23 protein-coding genes and 2 tRNA genes are annotated in these 23,364 nt (G+C 44.8%); all 25 read left to right on the top strand.

The window, feature by feature from the left end:
* The first annotated feature begins 28 nt into the window (after positions 1-28).
* The 25 genes from H6759_03255 to lysS all read left to right on the top strand — a co-directional run bounded on the left by H6759_03255 (position 29) and on the right by lysS (position 23,363).
* Positions 29-2,710: a valine--tRNA ligase gene (locus H6759_03255; protein ID USN52024.1), complete on the top strand. Its 2,682-nt coding sequence runs from the start codon at positions 29-31 to the stop codon at positions 2,708-2,710.
* A gap of 21 nt (positions 2,711-2,731) precedes the next feature.
* The gene (gene tyrS, locus H6759_03250) at positions 2,732-3,943 is read left to right on the top strand and encodes a tyrosine--tRNA ligase (protein ID USN52023.1); all 1,212 of its coding nucleotides are present in this window, start codon (positions 2,732-2,734) and stop codon (positions 3,941-3,943) included.
* Positions 3,940-4,884 (top strand): arginine--tRNA ligase, encoded by a 945-nt coding sequence (gene argS / locus H6759_03245; GenBank protein USN52022.1) that lies wholly within the window; start codon positions 3,940-3,942, stop codon positions 4,882-4,884. The genes tyrS and argS overlap by 4 nt, the downstream gene beginning before the upstream one ends.
* Before the next feature lie 212 nt (positions 4,885-5,096).
* Positions 5,097-5,690 (top strand): hypothetical protein, encoded by a 594-nt coding sequence (locus H6759_03240; protein USN52021.1) that lies wholly within the window; start codon positions 5,097-5,099, stop codon positions 5,688-5,690.
* 26 nt (positions 5,691-5,716) lie between these two features.
* Positions 5,717-6,124, top strand: coding sequence for a polymer-forming cytoskeletal protein (locus tag H6759_03235; protein ID USN52020.1), 408 nt, complete (start codon positions 5,717-5,719; stop codon positions 6,122-6,124).
* Entirely contained in the window at positions 6,096-6,851 is a 756-nt protein-coding gene (locus tag H6759_03230) for a hypothetical protein (protein ID USN52019.1), read from the top strand. Before H6759_03235 ends, H6759_03230 begins: the two co-directional genes overlap by 29 nt.
* A 58-nt stretch (positions 6,852-6,909) precedes the next feature.
* Positions 6,910-6,996, top strand: a tRNA-Leu gene (locus tag H6759_03225).
* Position 6,997: 1 nt separating this feature from the next.
* Positions 6,998-7,074, top strand: a tRNA-Val gene (locus tag H6759_03220).
* Between the two features lie 93 nt (positions 7,075-7,167).
* On the top strand, positions 7,168-7,641 hold the full coding sequence (locus tag H6759_03215; GenBank protein USN52018.1) for a hypothetical protein: 474 nt from the start codon (positions 7,168-7,170) through the stop codon (positions 7,639-7,641).
* A gap of 106 nt (positions 7,642-7,747) precedes the next feature.
* Positions 7,748-8,236, top strand: coding sequence for a DM13 domain-containing protein (locus H6759_03210; protein ID USN52017.1), 489 nt, complete (start codon positions 7,748-7,750; stop codon positions 8,234-8,236).
* Positions 8,237-8,247: 11 nt separating this feature from the next.
* A complete protein-coding gene (locus H6759_03205) occupies positions 8,248-8,709 on the top strand; it encodes a DUF1905 domain-containing protein (GenBank protein ID USN52016.1) in 462 nt (153 codons plus the stop codon).
* A gap of 491 nt (positions 8,710-9,200) precedes the next feature.
* Positions 9,201-10,724 carry a hypothetical protein gene (locus H6759_03200; GenBank protein ID USN52015.1) on the top strand — a complete coding sequence of 508 codons (1,524 nt, stop codon included), beginning with the start codon at positions 9,201-9,203 and terminating at the stop codon, positions 10,722-10,724.
* A 227-nt stretch (positions 10,725-10,951) separates the two neighbouring features.
* Positions 10,952-11,581 carry a VTT domain-containing protein gene (locus H6759_03195; GenBank protein USN52014.1) on the top strand — a complete coding sequence of 210 codons (630 nt, stop codon included), beginning with the start codon at positions 10,952-10,954 and terminating at the stop codon, positions 11,579-11,581.
* Entirely contained in the window at positions 11,535-12,005 is a 471-nt protein-coding gene (locus H6759_03190; protein USN52013.1) for a tRNA-guanine transglycosylase, read from the top strand. Before H6759_03195 ends, H6759_03190 begins: the two co-directional genes overlap by 47 nt.
* 10 nt (positions 12,006-12,015) lie before the next feature.
* Positions 12,016-12,552, top strand: a complete 537-nt coding sequence (locus tag H6759_03185; protein USN53038.1) for a tRNA-guanine transglycosylase — start codon at positions 12,016-12,018, stop codon at positions 12,550-12,552.
* 270 nt (positions 12,553-12,822) lie between these two features.
* Positions 12,823-13,212, top strand: coding sequence for a hypothetical protein (locus H6759_03180; protein USN52012.1), 390 nt, complete (start codon positions 12,823-12,825; stop codon positions 13,210-13,212).
* 76 nt (positions 13,213-13,288) lie between these two features.
* On the top strand, positions 13,289-16,273 hold the full coding sequence (locus H6759_03175; protein ID USN52011.1) for an ATP-dependent helicase: 2,985 nt from the start codon (positions 13,289-13,291) through the stop codon (positions 16,271-16,273).
* Positions 16,274-16,291: 18 nt separating this feature from the next.
* The gene (locus H6759_03170) at positions 16,292-16,609 is read left to right on the top strand and encodes a DUF721 domain-containing protein (GenBank protein ID USN52010.1); all 318 of its coding nucleotides are present in this window, start codon (positions 16,292-16,294) and stop codon (positions 16,607-16,609) included.
* Entirely contained in the window at positions 16,606-16,995 is a 390-nt protein-coding gene (locus H6759_03165) for a hypothetical protein (protein USN52009.1), read from the top strand. Before H6759_03170 ends, H6759_03165 begins: the two co-directional genes overlap by 4 nt.
* A 53-nt stretch (positions 16,996-17,048) precedes the next feature.
* Positions 17,049-18,101, top strand: a complete 1,053-nt coding sequence (locus H6759_03160; GenBank protein USN52008.1) for a rod shape-determining protein — start codon at positions 17,049-17,051, stop codon at positions 18,099-18,101.
* Between the two features lie 130 nt (positions 18,102-18,231).
* On the top strand, positions 18,232-18,906 hold the full coding sequence (locus tag H6759_03155) for a rod shape-determining protein MreC (protein ID USN52007.1): 675 nt from the start codon (positions 18,232-18,234) through the stop codon (positions 18,904-18,906).
* Entirely contained in the window at positions 18,903-19,421 is a 519-nt protein-coding gene (locus H6759_03150; protein ID USN52006.1) for a hypothetical protein, read from the top strand. Before H6759_03155 ends, H6759_03150 begins: the two co-directional genes overlap by 4 nt.
* Complete coding sequence (gene mrdA, locus H6759_03145; protein USN52005.1) at positions 19,411-21,324, top strand: penicillin-binding protein 2; 1,914 nt, start codon at positions 19,411-19,413, stop codon at positions 21,322-21,324. The genes H6759_03150 and mrdA overlap by 11 nt, the downstream gene beginning before the upstream one ends.
* 101 nt (positions 21,325-21,425) lie before the next feature.
* The gene (gene greA, locus H6759_03140) at positions 21,426-21,884 is read left to right on the top strand and encodes a transcription elongation factor GreA (protein ID USN52004.1); all 459 of its coding nucleotides are present in this window, start codon (positions 21,426-21,428) and stop codon (positions 21,882-21,884) included.
* Positions 21,885-21,896: 12 nt separating this feature from the next.
* Positions 21,897-23,363, top strand: a complete 1,467-nt coding sequence (gene lysS, locus H6759_03135; GenBank protein USN52003.1) for a lysine--tRNA ligase — start codon at positions 21,897-21,899, stop codon at positions 23,361-23,363.
* Position 23,364 lies beyond the last annotated feature (1 nt).

Genomic DNA, 23,364 nt, shown 5'->3' with positions numbered 1-23,364 from the left:
ATTCTTCGCTATATTTCGCAGTATTCCTATGTCTGTATTTGAATCGTTTCCGAAGGCGTATCAAGCCAACGAGGTAGAAGATCAGTTAAATGAGCTCTGGGCGAAGTCAGGATATTATAATCCAGATTTATTGCCTGACCGTAATCAAGCAGGGGAGCCGTATTGTATCGTAATGCCACCTCCAAATCGTACAGGCACCCTGCATATGGGGCATGCCACTATGCTTGCGATTCAAGATACGTTAATGCGCTTTGAACGCATGCGTGGCAAAAAGACGCTTTGGGTACCGGGTACCGACCATGCGGCTATCGCCACCCAAGTGAAAGTCGAACAACTCCTCATGAAGGAGGGTTTTAAGGATCCACGCAAAGAGCTTGGTCGTGAAAAATTCTTAGAACGCGTGGTTGCTTTTGCGGATGATTCTGCGAATACCATTCGTACTCAAGTTAAAAAGATGGGTTCTAGTTGTGATTGGTCACGCGAAGCCTATACCTTTGACGAAGAACGCAATGCAGCGGTCAATCAGATTTTTCTTTCGATGTACGAAGATGGTTTGATTGAGCGTGGCTTTCGTATCGTTAATTGGGATCCACAATTTCAAACAACGTTATCTGATGACGAAGTACAAACAAAAGATGTTAAAGCAAAACTCGTTACGTTTAAATACGATAAAGATTTCCCGATCACAATTTCTTCAACACGCCCTGAAACTAAGTTTGGTGATACAGCGGTTGCTGTGCATCCAACAGACAAACGTTATGCGCAATACGTCGGTAAAACGCTTTCAGCAACGTTTTGTGGTAAGCCAATAGAATTAAAAGTTATTGCCGACGAAGCCGTTGATCCTGCATTTGGTACAGGTGCACTTGGCGTGACGCCAGCGCATTCGATGATTGATGCAGAGATGGCAACGCGTCACTCGCTTCCAACGATTCAAGTCATCGATCAAGCAGGACGCATGATGCAAAATTGTGGTGAACATTTTGCTGAACTCACGACCGAAGAAGCACGCATAAAAGTGATCGCAGATTTAGAAGCAGCTGGTCTCGTAGAAAAAATAGAAGAGGTTGACCAGGCGCTACCAATCGCTGAACGCGGCGGCGCGACGGTTGAGCAATTACCGAGCCTTCAGTGGTTTGTTCGTGTGAACAAAGAATTTACTCTAAAGCGTGACACCTTAAAACAAAAGGCAGGAGAGACAACAACGCTTAAGCGTTTGATGCAAGATGCTGTACGAGGCGGCTCAATCACTATCGTTCCTGATCGTTTTGAAAAGGTGTACTTTCATTGGATCGATGGTTTACGCGATTGGTGTATCTCTCGTCAGATCTGGTTTGGACACCGTATTCCGGTTTGGTATAAGGGCGACGAACAGGTGGCTTCGGTTGAACCACCTGGAGAAGGGTATGTTCAAGACGAAGACAGTCTCGATACCTGGTTCTCTTCTGGATCATGGAGTTTTTCGGCACTTGGTTGGCCAAATAAAGAAGTCTGGGAAAAGAACAAAACGTTTCATCCAACAAATGTCCTTGAAACGGGTCGTGATATCTTGTTCTTTTGGGTTGCTCGCATGGTCCTCATGTCGACCTATGCGATTGGCGAAGTCCCATTTAAAGACGTTTATCTTCATGGCCTCGTTATGGATGATCAAGGACGCAAAATGTCTAAGTCGTTAGGCAATATTCTTGATCCTCTTGAGCTTATCCCAAAATACGGCACTGATGCCGTGCGTTTGTCATTGATGATGGGTACAGCTCCAGGGCAGGATACGCGTCTTTCTGAAACCAAGATCGAAAGCTTAAAACATCTCGCAAATAAGCTTTGGAACATTAGTCGTTTCATGCTTTCCCAGATCCATCCCCCAGTCCCTTCCTTTGGTAAGGAAGGGGAGCCTGCAGAATCCTCCTTGCCAAAGGAGGGCAGGGAGGATCTCTCACTCGCTGATCAATGGATCAAAGCACGCTTTGCAGAAACGGCATCGTCTATCACGAAGAAGCTTGAAACTTATCAATTCAGTCTCGCAGCAGAAGAGCTTCGTGATTTTACCTGGAATGATCTAGCGGATTGGTATCTTGAGATTGCAAAAGTCGAAGGTAATAAGTCCGTTATCTTAAAAGAGCTGCTTTCGGGCATGTTGCGGCTTTGGCATCCATTTATGCCATTCGTGACCGAAGAGATTTGGCAGCGTGCTGGGTTTGATAGATTATTGCTCGTTGCAGAATGGCCACAACAGAAAGCTTCAGTTGTACCAAGCGAATTTGAAACACTACGTACTGTCATTGGCGATATGCGTCGTTTGCGCGCAGATCAAGGTGTAGATGTGACGAAGAAGGCGATATTCGCTTATCAAACAGATGACGCCACGGCTGAGTTGATTAATACAAATAGCGCTTGGGTATTACGACTTACGAATAGCTCGCAATTTGATCGCGTAGACACATTACCTTCTGATTGGCCGGTAGTGGCTGGCAGTGTGAGCGTGGCTATGAGTCTCGAAGGGCTAGTAGATATCGAAAAAGAAAAAGCCAAGATCCAAAAAGAACTTGAACAACTCGCCTCCTATATCACTTCGACAACGGCAAAGCTCGCGGATCAAGAATTTCGTGGCAAAGCACCGGAGAAGGTGATTGCTGGGATGGAGTCAAAACTCGAAGAAGCAAAGCAAAAGCAAGAAATGTTAAGCTCGCGTATTGCGATGATGGTAAAATAAACGTAGTATTCGAACGAAGTTATGAAGATCAATACCGACAAAAACGCCATTGGGCAGTTTCTTTCTCATGGGATAGAGCGTGTACTACCAACGACAGAAGGACTTAAAGAAAAATTGTTAAAAGGCGAGCGTATCTCTGCTTATTTAGGGATGGATGCTACCGGTCAATTGCATTTAGGTCATGCGCTCATGATGAGTAAGCTTGCCGAGTTGCAAGCATTGGGTCACCACGTCATTTTATTGATCGGTACCTTTACCTCCATTATCGGAGATCCAACAGATAAAACGGCGGCACGTGTGCAACAAACGCCGGAGCAAGTTAAAGAGTATGCAAAAAACTATCTCAAACTCGCATCACGTTTTCTTTCTTTTGATGGTGAGAATCCATGCGAGGTTCGTTACAATGGTGACTGGTATAGCAAGATGACCTTTGAAGAGGTGATCCAGTTATCATCACATTTTACCGTTCAGCAAATGCTTGAGCGCGATATGTTTGAAAAACGCATGAAAGAAGATAAGCCGATTTACCTGCACGAATTCTTTTATCCGCTTATGCAGGGATACGACTCCGTTGTTCTAGACGTGGATCTTGAGATTGGTGGTAACGATCAGACATTCAATATGCTTGCTGGACGTGATCTTATGAAGTCCATCAAAGGCAAAGAAAAATTTGTGATGGCGCATCGACTCCTTGTTGACGAGAATGGCAAAAAAATGGGCAAGACCGATGGCAATGGCGTCAATCTCGAAGATGATCCAGTTGATGTTTTTGGTAAGGTGATGCGCTGGCCAGATACCATGCTTATTCCTACCTATGAGCTTTGTACAAAGCTAGACGCATCAGAAATTGCTGTGATTAAAGACTCTCTAGCAAAAGGAGAAAATCCAATGCAATACAAAAAAGACCTCGCTTATCGTGTAACCAAATGGATTGCAGGCGAAGAGGCGGCCGAAAAAGCCCAACAGCATTTTGAAACCGTCCATCAAAAGCATGAGAAACCAGAAGATATTGCGGTTTTTGAGATCCCGTCAGGGGAGCATGCGCTGGTTGAATTGCTCGTATCTACCGGACTTTGTTCTTCAAAAACGGATGCACGTAAACAAATTGAGCAAGGCGGCGTGCGCGTAAAAGACGAAGTTACCACAGAGCCAAAAACAATGCTTCAAATTGACAGCGAAGGTCTTTTGATTCAAAAAGGCAAAAGACATTTTGTTCACGTAAAAGGCGTATGAAAACCGTATTAGATATCTGGAAGTCCGAGCTCGCAAAACAACTTACGGAAAAGTTGGGTATTGAAGTACAAGAACAACAATTTGTCTTACCGCCAAATCCAGAAATGGGGGATATATCCATTGGTTGTTTTGCTTTTGCAAAAGCTATGGGCAAGTCACCGGCAGATATTGCAAAAAGCCTTGCCTCAGAGCTTGTGCCAGAACACGAAGGAATCGTAGCTTTTGAAGCCGCAGGACCGTATCTCAATGTTCGTTTTTCTAATGAGGTGCTCGTACGACGTACCATTTTGGATATCGAAGAAACAAAAGATACTTACGGCGCGGTAAATATTGGTCAGTCAAAAAGTATTCTCTTGGAGTACGCTTCGCTCAATACGCATAAAGAGATTCATGTAGGACATTTGCGTAATCTCTTTTTGGGGCGATCTGCGCAGCTTCTATTAGAGAAAGCGGGGTATCATGTAATCCCTGTGAGCTACCAAGGTGATGTTGGGGCTCATGTCGCAAAGTGTTTGTGGTACTTTGTTAAAGACAGAAAAGTCGATCTTGCTCTTACAGTAGAGAGCGTAGACGCTTTATTAAAAGACGTGAGCCCAGAGCAAGCAACCGGTAAATATCTTGGACATGTATATACGCAGGCTTCGGCAGCTCTCGAAGAACATCCAGAATATAAAGACGAATCATCAGCGGTATTAAAAGCTTTAGAATCAGGTGAGCCTGCATGGACTAAGCTTTGGCTCGAAACGCGTCGCTGGTGTCTTGAAGAGATGCTACGTAATTTTGATGAGCTCGATGTACGTATCACGCGACAATATCTCGAATCAGAGGTGGTAGCACGTGGCCAAGAAATGGTAGATGTTCTTATCGAAAAGGGCGTAGCCACCGAGAGTCAGGGGGCAACGGTCGTTGATCTTGAAGATGTAAAGCTCGGTGTTTTTTAGTGCGTAAATCTGATGGTAATTCTCTTTATTCAACAAAAGATATTGCGCTAGCTGAGCTTAAGAAAAAGAATTTCCACTAGTAGATAAAAGCATCATCTTGGTAGATAATCGTCAGTCATTTTACTTTAAACAATTGTTTGAGGTATTAAAGCGAATGGGGTTGAGTACAAATGATGTACACGTCGGATACGACTTTGTAACCCTCAAAGAAGGTGCCATGTCGAGCCGTAAAAGGCAATATCATCACCTACCAAGATTTTGTTGAAAACGTAACGGACTTTGCACGCGCTGAAATTATTAAGCGTCACGAAGACTGGTCAGAGGGTAAAGTAACCCATACGGCTTGGTGTCTTGCGCAAGCGGGTCTAAAGTTTGGCATGTTACGACAAGATAATGATCGTATTTACGTCTTTGATATGGAACAGGCGATGGCCTTTGATGGCGATACCGGCCCATATTGTCAGTATGCGGCAACACGTTTGCATTCGATTATTCGTAAAGCAGGCGGTGTGCCAAAGGGCTCAATTCAGTCAGCGTTTTCGCATCCGTCAGAAAAGATTCTTGCTCAAGAGTTATTGCGTCTACCAAAATGTGTTGAACAAGCAGCTGCGGAGTTACGACCAAGTGTCGTCGCGCAATGGTGTATTGATGTCTCGCATGCAATCAATGCCTTTTATCGTGATGTCCCAGTCATCGAAGCATCACCAGAAGATAAGGCAGCTCGTTTACGTTTATCGGCCGCTGCGCTTCAGGGCTTAAAGAATGGTCTTGCACTCCTTTCGATCCCACTACCAGAAGAAATGTAATTGCGCTAAAATAGTCTTATAACCCTATGTCTATGTTTGGAAAATCCACCCCTACAACGATCGAAGAGCCTACTCAAAACAATGAGTCCGCTGCAGTAACGACTATTATCGCTAAAGGCGTTCGTGTCGAAGGGGATTTTTCGAGTGACGGTAACGTCACCATAGAGGGCGAGTTAAAAGGCAAACTCAGCACTATTGGGCGTCTTATTGTTGGCAAAGATGCCGTTATTGACGGTATTGTAAAAGCAGGATCAGCGAGTGTTGCGGGCCAATTAACGGGGCCTCTTACCGTAGACGAAGGTCTCGATTTATTAGCAACGTCCATTGTAAAAGGAGATATCGTAGCAAAGACGCTCTCTGTGGAGCGGGGGCTACCATCGACGGTAAAACAACGATCACTGGATCATGACCTATCAGTATGCCTATCTCTTTGACGCGAAACTCTCGGATCGTTCGCAAGAGAGGTGGGTTTCGCGACTCGAAGCAGAATTATCGCGAAGACAGCTCGAGGGGCAAACCCTTCGAGAAGGCGCATTTCGTGGCATAAAGGAACTTGCCAAAGAAGCGCTTTCGAAAGGCGCCGCAACCATTATCGTTGTTGGTAATGATGCTACGTTGATAAAAATTTTGCCGATTATTGCAGAGGCGAATGTGGTGATAGGGTATATCCCTTGTGAAGCCTCACCGATAGCGCAACAATTATTGATCCCAGAAAAACTAGAAGAAGCAGTAAACTGTTTAGCGGCTCGTTTTGTTCGGCAAGTGGATTTAGGCTTCATCGGCGACCGACCATTTCTTACTGAGGTTGTTATTCGTGATCCTAAGGCGCTTTTAAGTATTGAGGGTAAGTATACTATTCAATGCCAGCAAGATGGCGCTATGAGGCTTGTAAACCTCAAGCAGGGGTCTGATTGTAATGATGGTGAACTCGATGTTTATGTTGATATTGATGAATCAAAAAAATCGTTTTTTAAACACGTTAAACAAACGGCTAGAACGCATGTTCGTGCGAAAGCAGGACATATTAAGTCAGATAGCCAAGTTGTATTAATGGTAGATGGCGTTGAGCTTAATGGCGTAAATATCGATTTTTCTCTGCAACATAGCGGTTTAAAGTGGATTGTGGGTCGTCAAAAGCGAGAGGACTTGCAAGGCAAGTAGCTATTTGGTATCTTCTCGCCACACCACGTAAGGGTTTACCGTTTCGTGGAGAGCCCCCGCTGAGGTGGCGAAACTGGCAGACGCACTACCTTGAGGTGGTAGCACCCGCAAGGGTATGGAGGTTCAAGTCCTCTCCTCAGCACCATGGACACTTAGCTCAGTTGGTTAGAGCACCTCGTTTACACCGAGGGGGTCGTAGGTTCGAATCCTACAGTGTCCACCACAAAAACACCGTCCGAAAGGGCGGTGTTTTTTATTGACATACAAATTTTATTATGAGAGGTTCCCTCTGTACCTTTTGCACGGGAGAGAAGTCATGCAACGTATTCGCAACTGGTTTGCGCAAAAGTTTTCAAAGCGTGTAACGCCGGCGTGCGGACATGTATCGGCGCTTGTCGAAACACGAGAAATTTTCGGTGAGCTTTATACCGATTTACAGCTTCCTGGCGGAAAAGATGGAACGGCAGAATACTGTTTCGACTGTCTGGCAGGCATGGCTATTCAATGCCCGTGGTGTGACCGTCCTATTGTGGTTGGTTATGATGTGACGCTCTATAGCCCTAAAGAGCGTCACAAAGACACATATCTTTCTAAGCAGAATATTGTTGTATATAGCAAAGAGCCTCTGCGCCTCGTCGGTTGTCCAAGAGTGGATTGTGCTGATACTGGTATGCATTATGCAGGAATATGGATTCCTGATGCACAGGGCAAAGGACATGTTCAACGCTATCGCTCTGGAATGGAGGAATTGATGCAAACTGACGCACCGTTTGTGTTGCGTAACCTGTGAGTTATCTTGAGGTCTAATACTGGCATAGACATACTCTGAAACACCGCTCGAAAGGGCGGTTTTTTGTTTCTCTTGTTATGAAACATGAGTTATACTGCATCATAATATGACGAGCAAAAAAATACTTTGGCCAGCTATAGTTATATGCGCCATTTTGGTTGCAGGTGTAGCCTATTGGCTTATTTCGCCTTTTTGGATCAGTAACACGGTAGAGGAGGCGCTGCCGATTGTGCCGACGTCAGAAGAAATGGGAGCAGGCATCATCACAACGTCGACGGTAGAGACCGTGTCACAAGGGTCATTTACGGGTTTTGATGCCGTCCACTACGGAAGTGGTACAGCACGTATTATCACGGTGGATGACAAAACCTATGTGCGTTTTGAAGAAGATTTTTCTGTCGCAAATGGTCCTGATTTATTTGTTGGCTTTGGAAAAGACGGAGAATATAGCAAAAAGTCTGAAGTGGGACGTTTAAAAGGAGACAAAGGCTCTCAAAACTATGAACTTCCTAATGGATTTGATAGCGAAAAAATACAACGAAGTATGGATTTGGTGCAGAGCTTTTGGCGTTCCTTTTGCAAAAAGCTGAGTTAAGGTAATAGCTTATGAAGCTGGAGTTTACAGCAAAGATTTGGCTCTATCCGGGCGAGTCGGCAAATTGGCATTTTGTCACACTCGATAAAGCAAGCGCAGAACAGGTAAAAACATCTCAGGAGCGTGTAAAGCGCAGAGGGTGGGGAGCGGTTAAGGTAAAGGCGACAATTGGAAAGACAAGTTGGGACACGTCGATATTTCCAGATAAACAATCGGGGAGTTATTTGTTACCAATAAAAGCAAGCGTCCGAAAAAAAGAAAAAAGTAGGGCAAGGATATTCAGTAGATATTGTTTTGACGCTTTCATAAAACCGTGTAATCTCGGGTCACGGAGGTATCATGAACGAAATTGTCAGTGTCTCAGCTCCCAAGAAGCATCAAAAGAAGTTCGGGCGTACGCCCAAGGCTCGGCCAAACGACTATTGGGTGCGATGGCTACCTCAGGCAGAGGGGTTGGTCACGGCCTGGTATGAGGTCTTTGCCCTCGAAAAGCCAGATCGTACTCATCGGATGCTGCATTGCGCAGTTGGTAAGCGTGGCAAGAGGTATACACTTGGAAGAATCGGAAGCTCACGACTCGAGTTTCCCTCCGATAAGGCTATGAAGACATTGCCGGATCCCGTAATCTATTTACGGGAGAGAATCGTAGCCGAGTCCGATCGTGCCAAGAACTTTATCGACTATGTCCTTGCTCAGAACGGCGTCATCATCGATGAACATTGGAAGTGGATCTGGCCAAGCAGTTGCTACTTCGTTATGACTTATGAACCGCCATTTCCTGAAGCAGGATTTCGGGGCGGTCGATACAAGGGGATAATGGCTCCTAGGTTTGGTCTGTTAGGGTGATGGCTCAGCGCAGCTTCACTATCTTATGAAAACCGCTCATACTATGGGCGGTATTCTTTTTTAGACGGCTAAGTCCATTCGACAAATAGCGGTATTATTGCTACTGTTTGCCGATTCTATGGAGACGATTTCGAAGGCAAAAATAGATCTGCTCACAAAGGCCGTCCAGCCCACGGAGCTTGAGCTTGCCACCGAAGGAAGACGCTTAATCGTTCATACCGCGATCAGTCGTTTTTCAGTATTTTACGAGCGTTTACGTACGGCAATTGATTATAAAGAAGAGCATCTTTTACGCCGAAGTGCCATCGTTCGAATTTTAAAACGACAATTTAGTTTAGAAACAGAGGCAGAGCAGATCGCCTCACAAACGTTACGTGAACTCATTGCAGCCAAGTATCTAGCGAATGATCATCACGCCGAAGAATTAATAAAAGAGATTGCTGCAATGGTAGCAAAGTTTTTAGCTGTTAAGCGCATCCATTCAAAAATACCGGATTTTGAAAAATGGTTACTAGAGATTTTAGCCGCAGAAATAGACGAGGTCGTTACGGATCAAAAAGAAGAAAAGATTTTTCTTAATCTGCTCTACGAACAAGTTGGAGAAAAGATTCGCTTAAAAAATAACGAGCTTACTGACGAAGAACGACGTTTGCAGATATTTGTTGCCTGCTTACGAAACTTTTTAAAAGCAGACGATGCGCTTATAAGCTATAAGCTTTTGCGTATATTTGAGCCACGTTGGCTTCGCCCCGAGCTTTGGACAGGGGAGGTGCATGAGATGGTAGCTTGTTTAGAGTCTTCACATAAGCGCATACAGGACATTTTAAAGCATCCTTACCATCAGAAGTTTTGTAATGCAGTAAAACCTTGGAGCGTCTCGTTAACCGTTCTAAGAGCGGCATTAAACGAGGAACCGACCAAAGCTCGCGAACTCCTAGAAGATCCAAGTGCCTTAAAGAAGGCGATTGAACGTGTTGCAGAAGTACGTATTCAAGATTCGAAGCGTCGTTTATCTCGAGGTATTGTAAGAGCGATTATCTATCTCTTTTTAACAAAGATGCTTTTTGCAGCGGTGCTCGAGTATCCAATTGAAATTGCACTTTACGGTAAGCCTCATGTACAAGCACTGCTTATCAATATGCTGTTTCCACCGGTACTTATGATTATTGTAGGTGCGATGATTCGTCCGCCCGTTAAAGAAAATGTCACACGTATTGTAAACGGCGTTGAAGAGTTATTGAGTATCGAGGGCATTACGGCGATAGAGCTACGCGGTAAACGTCACTACTCAACGTTTGGTGCCACGATGTTAGCCTTGGGCTATATCTTTATGTTTGTCGTTTCTTTTGGTTTGATTTTCTGGCTCCTGTCACTCATCGGTTATACCTGGATTAGTATGGCAGTATTTGTATTCTTTTTATGTGTCGTGAGTTTCTTTGCGTATCGTTTACGATTAGCCTCAAAAGAGTATGTTGCCTATGAAAAGCAAACGGGTGTCGGTGGTTTGATTATCGACTTCTTTTCGTTGCCTGTTTTGAAAGTGGGTCGTTTTCTCTCCGAAACCGTTTCGAGGTTTAATGTGATCGTATTCTTTTTGATGTTGTGCTTGAGGCTCCATTCAAGATTTTCTTGCAGGCACTAGAAGAATGGTTTTATTATATGAAAGATAAAAAAGACCAATTGTAATATGGAGTCTAAACGCGAACATTATGTAAAATTAGCTGTCCTTGGCATCTATCTCGTGATTCTTGGGTTGATGTATCTATTTATGACGGTGCAAGGACTCTCTTTCGAGATCTCGCAAATCTTATCCAGATCAGTCATTCATCAGATCTGGAGCTTGGGGTCCAGTTATGATGACGGGAGTTTATGCTGTATCAACTATTGTTACCTTTTCCAACAACGGGTTTTGCCATCGTATCTGGTGCATTATTTGGTCCATGGCTTGGTTTATTGATAGCCGTCTTTGGTGTAAATCTTACCGCTTGGATTTCATTTGGTTTAGCGCGTTTTTTTTTTGGTCAGCACTTTGTGCAAGAAAAAGAAAAAGGCTGGGTAAAAGAACTTGACCATCTTCTTACAGCAGAAGGATTTATCCCGGTGATGTTGATGCGGTTATTATTTGTGCCTTCTGATTTTGTGAGTCTTGGTTCGGGGCTTACGCGGATGCCCTTTAAAACATTTCTTATGGCGACCTTTGTGGGTACACTGCCGGCAACGATTGTGTTTACCCTTCTGGGTGAGGCGGTCCTTAACCCTGCTGGTAAATTGCTATTAGCATCTCTCGCGATTGCATTATTGGCCACGATCTTGATTCTGCGTAGAGTGCCAGCATTAAAAAGTATATTCCGAAATAGCATACATATGAGTTTTGAATTATTTGGACGAACCAAACAGGGGAGAACGGGCATGCTAAAAAGTCCCGCATGCAGATTTAGCGACGCCGTTTTTCATGCCTATCGCCACCAAGGGCGCGGTAAAAACACTTTCATCTTTTGATATTGAACGACTTGGCTCACCTATCCTTCTTTCTAATACCTACCATTTGTGGCTACGACCGGGCATGGAGATCATGAAGGAGATGGGAGGGCTGCATAGCTTTATGAACTGGAACGGAGCGCTCTTAACCGATTCTGGTGGCTTTCAGGTCTTTAGTTTAAAAGGTCTTCGTAAGCTCACTGAAGAAGGTGTAAAGTTTCAATCGCATATTGATGGCGCCAAGATGATGCTCACGCCTGAGCTCTGTATGGATATTCAGCGTACCATCGGTAGTGATATCGTGATGGTGCTAGATGTTTGCACGGAGTTACCTGCAACACGCGAAAAACTTATCGAAGCATTAGAGCTGACCACGCGTTGGGCAAAACGTTCAAAAGAACAATTCGAAAAAAACGCGCGAAGGCTCATTAAATCCAGGTGCTAAGCTTTTTGGTATTATTCAGGGTGGCACAGATATTGATTTACGTATCAGAAGTGCCAAAGAGTTGATGGAGATTGGGTTTGATGGATATGCTATTGGCGGTCTTTCTGTTGGGGAGCCATTCGAAGAAGCATGTAAAGTTCTAGAAGCTCTTGATGAAATCTTGCCAAAGGATAAGCCACGTTACTTTATGGGTGGTGCGCAACCACATGAGATCGTTGGATACACAGCGCGAGGTATTGATATGTTTGATTGTGTGCTCCCAACGCGTAATGCTAGACATGGATCGATCTATCTAAAGAAGAGTACAGATCTTACTCAGCGAGATTTTTACGAAGTCGCCAATATCCATAATGCCAAATGGAAGGATTCAAAACAGCCACTCGTAGAAAAAGACGATATTCATACACCGGTCGACGAAGAGCTCTCTCGCTATACAATGGGGTATTTACGTCACTTGTTTACGGTCGACGAAATGCTTGGTCAACGCTTAGCAACGATGATGAATCTAAGGTTTTATTTGCGCTTGATGGAAGAGTTAAGAAAATAGGCGTCATTGACGCCTATTAAAATATCTATTAAGTTTCTGCCAGCTCATTACCAACGGAGGTCAACGTGGATTCGATTAACAATGCGCTCGATCGTCATGTACAGCAGATGCTCAAAGATCTTGATATCGCAGAACTCAAAGTACATCCCAGCGAATATCGATCCCTCAAAAACTCGACGAGATCTTCAATGGGGTATCGACCCAGTCTTGAGGGAGTCAAAGAACTTGATTGAGCATCCAACGCGAGATCGGCAACGTTCCACAAAAGGGATGGTTGAGTATAAGGTCTTTCGTCAACCTGAACGTAAGATGTTTTCAACAGACCAGGTGCTTTATGAACAGCAAGGTCAAGGCTTTTGTCCAGCCAATCTCGCTGAGATGTGTCGATATATCGAGTATCGCAATGAGCAGGTAAAAGATCCTAAGTGGAAAACACTGCAATCTCACGGACGTTGGCACACACAAGAAGAGTTGATTTGTTTTGGCTCAACCGTGTATATCGAGCATAAAATGCATATCCTCACGTGTTCTGCAGAGTTTGTTCAAGCCCAGGACAAGTATATCTATCGCCTGAGGCTTACTCCCGAAAAACGAATCTGGGGACTTGGCGAGTGGTTTATCTTCGTAAAAACAACTATTAAGACCCCTGTTTTCTACTGAACCGCGTTTTTGAACGCGGTTTTTTCGTTCTTAAATAAGAGTGGACGAGCCATTACCTAACTGGCATATTCTGCACATGAATCTTGATCTCGAACGATTGAATGATGCGCAACGTGAAGCTGTTCTTCATGAAGAGGGTCCGCTTTTGATAGTGGCTGGGGCAGGCACAGGAAAGACAACGGTTCTTGTAGATCGTTATCTTCACCTATTTGAAAAAATGACAAAAATACTGAGCGCATTCTCGCCCTCACCTTTACCGAAAAAAGCCGCCGGAGAAATGGAGGATCGTGTCGTCACAAAGCTTGAGACGGGTACTTATGATTTTTGGATTGCGACCTTTCATGGATTTTGTCAGCGCATTCTTGAACGTCATGCGTTAGAAATTGGCTTACCAAATCGTTTTCGTTTACTTACTGAAACTGACGCTTGGCTCATGCTTAAGCGTCATGTAGACGAGTTGCCGCTCAATTACTATCGACCTCTCGGTAACCCTGTGCGTTTTTTGCGTGCCATTCTTTCGCATATCTCCCGCGCCAAAGACGAAGGTATAACGCCAGAGATGTATAAGGCCTTTGCAGAAACAGCCAAGCTTGAATGTGAAGAGGATGTGATGGAGGAAGAACGTGCGCGATTATTAGAGATCGCGGCAGTGTACGAAGTCTATGAGCGCCTCTTGCGTGAAGAGGGTGCAATGGACTTTGCTGATTTATTGATGCAAACACGACGCTTATTTACAGAGCGTAAAGCAGTCTTGAGACAATACCAAGAACAATTTGCGCATGTCTTGATTGATGAATACCAGGACACAAATACGTCGCAGTATGAGCTCGTAAGAATGTTATTACGAGATGATCAGGCTATTACGGTTGTCGGTGATGATGATCAAGCGATTTACAAGTTTCGCGGGGCATCGCTCGCAAATATTCTAAAGTTTCGCGCGGATTTTCCGGAGGCGCGTACAATTGTTCTGAAAGAGAACTACCGTTCTTATGGGGAGATTTTAAAAACGGCCTATCAAAGTATCCAGCAAAATAACCCACATCGCCTTGAGGTTCAGCTAGCTGATCTGGGACTCACAAAAGAGTTAATCCCGGCACGCGGTGAAGGCGGTGTCGTGCAGTTATTTTGGGAGCATTCCGTGGAGGATGAGGCAGAAAAAGTCGCCAAAGAAATCCAGCGCATTAAATCGATGGATCCAACGGTAACTTGGAACGACTTTGTTATTTTGACGCGTTCAAATGATGGAGCCGAACCATTTGTGCAGGCACTCGATCAAACAGCGGTCCCATATCAATTTTTAGCGTTACGCGGTCTTTATACTAAGCCGATTGTTTTAGATCTTGTGGCCTACATGTCTTTGTTAGACGGCTATCATGAGCCATCGGCTGTTTGGAGGGTTTTAAAGATGCCCAGTGTAAATATTTCGAGTAAAGACCTTGCTAGTCTCATGATGTATGCCAAACGTAAGGGGAGAGCCTTGTGGCAAGTCGTCTTGCTCGCATCACGTCAACCAATGGAAGACCCGACAGAGATCATCGAAGAAGAAAAAACAGATCGCATCTTTATCTCTCAAGATGGGCGCTTAATCTTAAAGCGCTTGGTTCATGGAGTCGAAAAGTTGCAAATAAATATACGTCAGTTTTCACCAATAGCTGCTTTAAAGCACGTGCTTGATGCCACCGGATATCTCGAGATGGTGATGAAGAATCCAGACAATATGAAGCGTGAGCAATTGCAGCATCTTCAGGCATTCGCTGACCGTATTAAGCGTTATGAGATTGCTACTGCTGATGCATCGTTACGAGGCTTTTTGGATGAACTTCATGTCGAAATGGAATCCGGAGAAGAGGGAAGCTTGCCATTTGATCCAGATACTGGCCCAGAGTTTGTAAAAATCATGACGATTCACGCCTCTAAAGGGTTAGAGTTTCGTTATGTTTTTGTTGTTTCGCTGGTTGATCAGCGCTTTCCGGCACGTGCTCGCAGCGAGGACCTTCCATTACCAGCAGGGCTCGTGACAGAAAAGAAACCAACAACACAAGATCATGTCGAAGAAGAGCGCCGTCTCTTTTATGTTGCTGTGACTCGTGCAAAAGACGGTCTTTATCTTACCGGGGCAACCAACTATGGCGGGACACGTGCAAAAAAACCATCCGCCTTTTTGGTCGAGCTTGGATTAGATGCTCAAATACCAAAAACGGTTTTAGATAAGACAGCACATCGTCTCAGAGTGCCAGAAGAACCAAAACCTGTCTCTGACGTGTTGCATTACGAATTAAAGAAACGGGTGAGCTTTACGCAGCTCGCCGCTTTTCGCTCATGTCCTCTGCAATATAAATACGAGCATATTTATCGTATCCCAAAATTTGGCAATCATCATAAGAGCTTTGGTCAGGCCGTCCATTTAATGTTTCAAAATATGCTCGAGTTACATGCACGTCGCGCCTCGCCACAGCAAGCAGATCTTTTCTCAACGCCAGCTGGCCTTAAAAAAGACGGATTTCTCGTAACACTCGAGGAGGCAAAAGCACTCGTGGACGAGTGTTGGATTGACGAATGGTTTGATTCACGTGAGCGACATGATGAATATTACGAATTAGCTCAAAGCGCTGTCGAAAAGTTTTGGAAGGATTGCCACGAAAAAGTGCCTAATGTTTTTGCCGTGGAGCAGGACTTTACCTGGGTGCTCGGCACCTACTCGATGAAGGGTAAAATAGATCGTATTGATAAGCTCCCCGACGGAACCTTTATGATTATCGATTATAAGACAGGTAATCCAAAAACAAAATTAGCGGCAGAAGAAAAAGAACAACTCTATATCTATCAATGCGCCTTTGAACAACGAGGTTGGGGCAAGGTGAGCCGTATGGTCTATCGCTATATCCAAGACTGGTCAGAGCTTGATGTAGAAGTCTTGGATGAGGCAGGGAAAACAGATTTTGCCGATTCATTAAACGAACGTATCGAAAACTTAGCCACCTCTGACTTTCAGGCAAAGCCTAGCGTCTTTACCTGTAAACATTGTGACTTTAGAGCTATTTGCGATCAGCGTGCTATTTAGCCATAGTAGAACCATCTTATGGCATGGCAACCAATACGGCGTATCCTTCCGGGCGCTATCATGAATCGAGAGGTCGCCAAAAAAGTTGAGGCGACTCGGGTTTTGCAGATGGCTCATGATTGTCTCGTAAAGCTTTGGGGAGAAGAAAAAGCTGCTTATGTACAGTTTCAGTCTTTTGCCGAAGGTCAATTAACGGTTTATGCATCCGCTCCTGCGGCCGTTCAAGAATTGCGTGTGAGCGAAATGCGTTTACGAAACGAGATAAACCGCATGGTTGGGATGAAGGCCGTCTTGTCATTGAATATCAGGCACGGATCCCTTACAATGCTCCCATGAGTTTTCGTTCATTTTTGTTTGTCCTTTTGCTAGGAACATTGTTGTCCTGGGCAACCCTACTATCGGTGCTCTTTTTTGTTGATCCGAATCAGTCCGGTATTTTTGGTCTCCTCGCATTTTACCTCTCGGTTTTTATTGCGGCACTCGGAACATTGTCTTTTATCGGGACGATTTGGCGTGTCAAGGTAAGACGTCGTGAGGACGCCTCATTTCGTGAGGTTAAGGTTGCTTTTCGTCATGCTCTTTTATTATCAGCGTTTTCGGTTATTCTTTTAGTGCTATCTGCACAAAATTGGCTAAGTTGGTCTATTTTTCTCTTTTTACTCGCCGCTATTGGTGTGATTGAGTATCTTTTATTACTGATTGACGAAGGTCATCGAGGCTAAACCCGTTGACATAATTGGTCAGATTGTTCACGGCCTATTAAGATGTGCGACATATGTGGCTTTCATTTCTTTCAGGACTCACCAAGCAACTCGGCATTGATCTTGGCACAGAAAATACACGCGTCTTTGTCAAAGGACAGGGGATTGTTATTCAGCAGCCATCCGTTGTGGCGATCAACAAAAGAACCAACCAAGTGATGGCGGTAGGTGAGCAGGCATTAGCGATGATTGGTAAGACACCGGCATCTATTCATGTTAGCCGTCCTTTGCAACGAGGTATTATTGCAGACTTTGAGGTGACAGAAAAACTCTTACGATACTTCTTTGATAAAGTACACGAAGACACGTCGTTAACGATTCCGCGTCCACTCGTTGTTATTTGTGTTCCGCTCGATGTTACCGAGGTAGAACGCAAAGCCGTAGGTGATGCGGCAACAAGCGCCGGTGCACGTGATGTAATGGTGGTAGAAGCGCCACTCGCGGCCGCCTTAGGTGCTGGGATCAATATTGGAGAAGCTGTTGGCCAGATGATCGTGAATCTTGGGGCAGGTTCAACCGAGATCGCCGTTCTTTCACTGAACGGTATTGTAACGTCCAAGAGCATCCCTATCGCAGGTGAAGAGCTGAACAAAAATATTACTCAGTACGCACGTGACGTATTCAACCTACTTCTTGGTGAACGTGTTGCTGAACAAATTAAAATGAAAATAGGTTCTGCCGTCGAGCTCGAAGCTCCCATGACCGCGAAGATGCGCGGACGCGATCTGCTCTCGGGTTTGCCTCGTGAGATCGAAGTAAATGACTCACAAATTCGTGAAGCTATAGCTCGTTCTGTAAAAGCTATTGTTGATCAGGTAAAATCCATTCTTGAAATCACGCCTCCAGAACTTGTGGCAGATATTCAGCAGCACGGCATTGTCTTAACGGGTGGCACAGCATTATTACACGGTCTTGATACGGCTATTAGTCGCGGTACCGGTTTACCGGTGCGTGTGGCAGAAGATACGGCAAATTGTATCGTAAAAGGTACCGGTATCCTTTTAGAGGACGAGCGACTCCTTAATGATATCGGTATCTCTGCTACCGAAATGATGAAAGGTCTATAAGTAAACAACTGGCATGACAACGATCCCACGATGGCTACGATATACGCTGGGTATAATCTTACTCGGAGTTTTTGTCATGACTGGGATTTTTCGCCCTATTCAAAATTGGGCGCAATCCCTTTTACTCCCCATGAGCCGTTGGTTTGTTGGAGTGAGTTCTTCGATTTCTACCTCTCAAAATCCTGATGATCGTATTCAGGATCTAGAAAATCGCCTCACGGCGGTTACAGCGGATTATGTTCGCTTACGTGCGCTAGAAGAAGAAAACCGTGGATTAAAAGCACAGGCACGTTTCTTGGATCGTTCTGGTTACGACTCAGTAGGAGCACGCGTTATTCGACGTGAGTTAGAAGGTCAGCGGGCATCCTTTCTTATTGATCGTGGTCGTGATGATGCGCTTGAAATCGGCCAGGCTGTTATTACCGATAACGGTGTGATGATTGGTAAAATTTCTCAAATCTACGATCGTGTTGCCGAGGTCGTCTTACTTACGGATGCAAAAAGCCGCGTAGCAAGCGCCTTGCAGGGAGAAGGGCGTTTGACAGGTGTTCTTGAGGGTAAGGGCAATGGGGCAATGATTTTGACCTATGTTCCGTCGTCAGCACAATTAAAAACAGATCAATTGCTTATTACTGCAGGAACCGAAGAAAAAGTACCTGCCAATCTACCAATTGGATTTGTCAGTATTGTGCGAGGTCAGCCAACAGATCCATTTATTGATGCTTCTATTGAGTCATTAGTGCGTTTTGATGAGGTAACGCTTGTTTCTGTTTTGCGTCCAACAGCGCTCGCACCAAAGCTATGATTATTCGATGGATACTCTTTTTGCTTGGTGTCCTTCTTTTTGCCATGTGGGATATTAGTGGTGCGAGTTTTTTGCCGTCTTGGATCTCTATTCGGCTTATTGTGCCGTTTGCATTCTTTTGTTTTTTTACAGAACGATATCGTCATGCTTTTATTGCGCTATTTGTTGGTGCTGCCGTACAGGATATTTTTCGTTGGGATGGCTTCGATAGCGCTCTCTTACGCTGGACGATTATCTATGGACTGATGCAATGGTTGGCAGAGCGCTTCTTAACGAATCGCTCGCTCTATGTTGTATGTTTTTTGGTGCTAGCGTTTCAGTCACTCGATTGGTTCAGTGCATGGATGCTTTCTGGCATCGGTATCGTATTAGGTTTTTCGTCTTCTTTTAGTTTGCCAGATCATTGGATTTCTATTCTTGTATGGGAGGTGCTTTTGACCGTTATTGGTTATGGCATTATCTCCTGGAGTGATGGACGATTAGTGCGCTTTAAATCAAAAGGATATGGGTCGTAATATTTTAAAAAAGCTTTTTCAGCGTGGCTTCGGAGCAGACCTACAGCATGAGGTCTTATTTGAGCAAGATATTACTTCTTTGCGCGGTAGACAGCTTTTTGTTGGTGGATCATTTGCGCGAAAGCGTTTTATTGCATCCTCTGGTTTTGCAGTAATGATCTTAATCGCTTTACTTAGCCGTGCAGGGTGGATGCAAGTGGTGCAAGGCAAAGATTATCGTGCAAAAGCTGAAAACAATCGTCTACGTAAAGAATCACTTTTTGCGAGAAGAGGGATTATCAAAGATCGTAATGGTGTTGTGTTGGCAGAAAATATCCCGCGTTTTCAAGTTGCTTTTACGCCATCACGCTTACCGCTCGATAAACAAGCAGCCGATGACATGATTGGTCGAGCAGCACGAGTATTGGGTATATCAATTAATGATATTCAGCCTTATGCTGAGGCGAACTCTTCTGTTTTTGATGAGACGGTTGTTGTTGCAGAAGAAGTGGGTTACGAGCAGTCATTGGCTTTTGCTATCGAGCAACCAAATCTTCCTGCTTTTGAGTTGCAGGTAGCGGCGCGTCGTAAGTATCCAGAGAGTGGTGAAATTGAATCATTATCACACTTGCTGGGTTATGCTGGCATCATCACACAAAAAGAATTAGACGTGTTAAAGGTAGATGGCTATAGCCGTGTAGATACTATCGGTAAGACAGGTTTAGAAAAAGCGTATGAGTCATTGTTAAAAGGCGAAAAAGGCTTTCGTACCTCAGAAGTCGATGCACGAGGCAGAGCAGGTGTTCTGGTAGGCGAGCAAGCGGCAATTGATGGCGCAGATCTTGAACTGAGCTTAGACACAAGATTGCAAAAAGTAGCAGAAGATTCACTTAAGGAGTGGCTCGCGACAGCAAAAGCTGAGAGAGGTGCGGTTATTGCGCTCGATCCACGTGATGGATCTGTGCTCGCACTGGTTTCGTGGCCTGCTTATGACAATAATCTGTTTTCAGGAAAAGTCTCTTCGACCGTCTATTCGGCCTTGCTTACAAATGAGAATCGTCCGTTATTTGCTCGTGCCTGGCAGGGGAGTCATCCGTCTGGATCAACGGCGAAGATTATTGTTGCTACAGCGGCATTAGCTGAACAAATCGTCACTCCTAATACAACCGTTCTTTCTACAGGTGGTATTCGTATTGGCCAATGGTTCTTTCCTGACTGGAAGGCGGGTGGTCACGGGGTTGTTAATGTCCGAGGAGCAATTGCGAATTCGGTGAATACGTTCTTCTACACTGTTGGCGGTGGATATGGCACCATCACGGGTCTCGGCGTTGATAAGATGACAGACTGGATGCGACGCTTTGGACTTTCAGAAAAAACGGGGATAGATCTTACGGGTGAAGATGAAGGCTTCGTACCTTCTCAAGAGTGGAAGTTAGAAAAAAAGAATGAGCGTTGGTATGTTGGTGATACGTATAATCTCTCGATTGGTCAGGGTGATTTATTGGTAACACCAATACAAGTGGCCGCGTATACAGCAGCTATCGCAAATGGAGGGTACCGTGTAACGCCACACCTTAAACGAGATACAGGTACAGAGACACTCTCAAAAGAGCGTATTGCTAATGAGGATATTATCAATACGGTAAGAGCTGGTATGAGAGATTGTGTTACGGTTGGTTCGTGCCGCCGCCTTTCTACAATGTCTGTAGATGTGGCCGGTAAAACCGGTACCGCTCAGTGGGCGACTGATAAGCCGAATCACGCCTGGTTCACGAGCTTTGCGCCATATGAAAATCCAGAGATTGTTGTAACGGTATTACTTGAAGAAGGAGGAGAGGGTTCGTCGGTTGCAGTTCCGGTAGCGCAAAAAGTATTACAGGCTTGGTGGGACATGCGTAATTCCTCAAGTGTAACAAGCCAATAAGAAGCCGGATTGACAGCTTAATCTGCTAAGGCTACTATCGAGGAGTTAAGAAAACGAGCGGGAAAGCCGCCGTTTTTCTTTCGTTATATCCCTAAAACCCTATGAACAATACCCAATACGTAAGCCCTGAATTTCTTGAAAAAGTAAAAGAAGAGCTCCATCAGTTAAAAACCGTAAAACGCCGTGAACTTGCTCTTCGTATCGAGGAAGCAAAGGCTCTTGGTGATCTCTCAGAAAATGCAGAGTATCATGAGGCTAAGGACGCGCTTGGATTTGTTGAGGGTCGTATCCTTGAAATTGAAGATATACTCAAGAATGCGGTTATTGTTGAGGCACAAGTTGGCGGTGCTGTACGTATTGGCTCAACCGTAAGTGTTTCCGTAAACGGCAAAGAAAAAGAATTTACGATTGTAGGTTCAAATGAAGCTGACCCGCTTGCAGGCAAAATCTCAAACGAGTCCCCAATCGGCGCGGCATTATTGGGTGCGACCAGCGGTCAAAAAGTCCCTGTGCAAACACCTTCTGGCACAACAGTGTACGAAGTGAAGCAAATCCGTTAATCTTGGCGTCGTATGATCGACGAACGCAGAGTCCGCTTAGACAAGCTTGAACGGGCAAAAGAATTAGGAATGGATCCTTATCCAAAACAAGCAGAGCGCTCGCATGAGATCTCTGCTGTTCTTGCTGATTTTGATTCACTAGCAGAACAAAAAACCGAAGTTACTATCGTTGGACGTTTAATGGTGATGCGCGTCCATGGCGGAATGATGTTTGCTGATTTGCAAGATGGTACAGGAAGAATGCAAATCTCTTTTCGCCAAGATGAGATGGGCGAGGAGTTGTTCTCGTATTTTCGCGATCTCTTTGATGCGGGTGACTTTGCACAAGTGACGGGTATTCCATTTATTACCCAAAGAGGGGAGAAGACGATTGCCGTCTCTTCTTATCGCATGGTCTCAAAAGCTCTTTTACCATTGCCTGAAAAATGGCATGGTTTGCAAGATGTGGAGATGCGCTTTCGTCAGCGTGAATTAGATATTCTTACAAACGCCGATGTTCGTAGTCGTTTTGTTTTACGCTCTAAGCTCGTATCAGCTTTTCGGGATTTCTTAAACAAAGCAGATTTTCTCGAGATCGAAACACCGATGCTTCAAGCCATGCCAGGTGGAGCTAACGCTAAGCCTTTTGTGACGCATCATAATGCGCTCGATATTGATCTCTATTTACGTATTGCGCCAGAACTTTATCTTAAGCGTATGCTTGTGGCGGGCTTTGAGAAGATCTATGAAATTGGGCGTTGTTTTAGAAACGAAGGCATCGATCATTCGCATAATCCAGAGTTCACTCTCCTTGAGATGTATTGGGCATATGCAAAAAAAGACGAGTACCTCTCGTTCTTGGAGCAGATGGTCGCTCAAGCGGTACAATCAGTACTTGGTACAACCGAAGTTGAACATGCGGATGGTAACCTTTCGTTTAAAGCGCCTTTCCCGCGACTTACCTTCCGTGAAGCTATTTTAAACGCCTGCAATATTGATATTGATACGGTAAAGGATATTCCAGGACTTATCACCGAGATTAAGGCAAATAAAGTGAAGGTCGATTTTAAAGGCTGTGTCGGTCTTGGTGAGTACTTGGACGAGTTATATAAAAAAACCGCGCGTAAGGCAATTGTGGGCCCTGTGTGGGTGCTTGATTATCCGGTTGAGATGAAGCCTTTGGCAAATCGCGCCGAAGATCCAACAAAGTCTGCAGCAGCACAGCTCATTATTCATGGCGCCGAAGTTATTAACGCGTACTATCACGAGTTAAATGACCCTATCGATCAACGTTCGCGTTTTGACATTGAGGCAAAACAAGCAGAGGCGGGGAGTGAAGTCGCTCAGCCTAAAGACGAAGAATTTTTAGAAGCGCTTGAGCATGGCATGCCACCAGCGGCTGGTATGGGTATAGGTATCGATCGTTTTGCTGCTATCTTGGCCGGAGTACCGTCTCTCAAAGAGATTATTCTTTATCCAACGCTTCGTCCTAAACAATAAA

Source organism: Candidatus Nomurabacteria bacterium (assembly GCA_023898425.1).
Taxonomy (GTDB): Bacteria; Patescibacteriota; Patescibacteriia; order 2-12-FULL-60-25; family 2-12-FULL-60-25; genus HK-STAS-PATE-2.
This window is presented reverse-complemented; position numbering and strand designations above follow the sequence as displayed.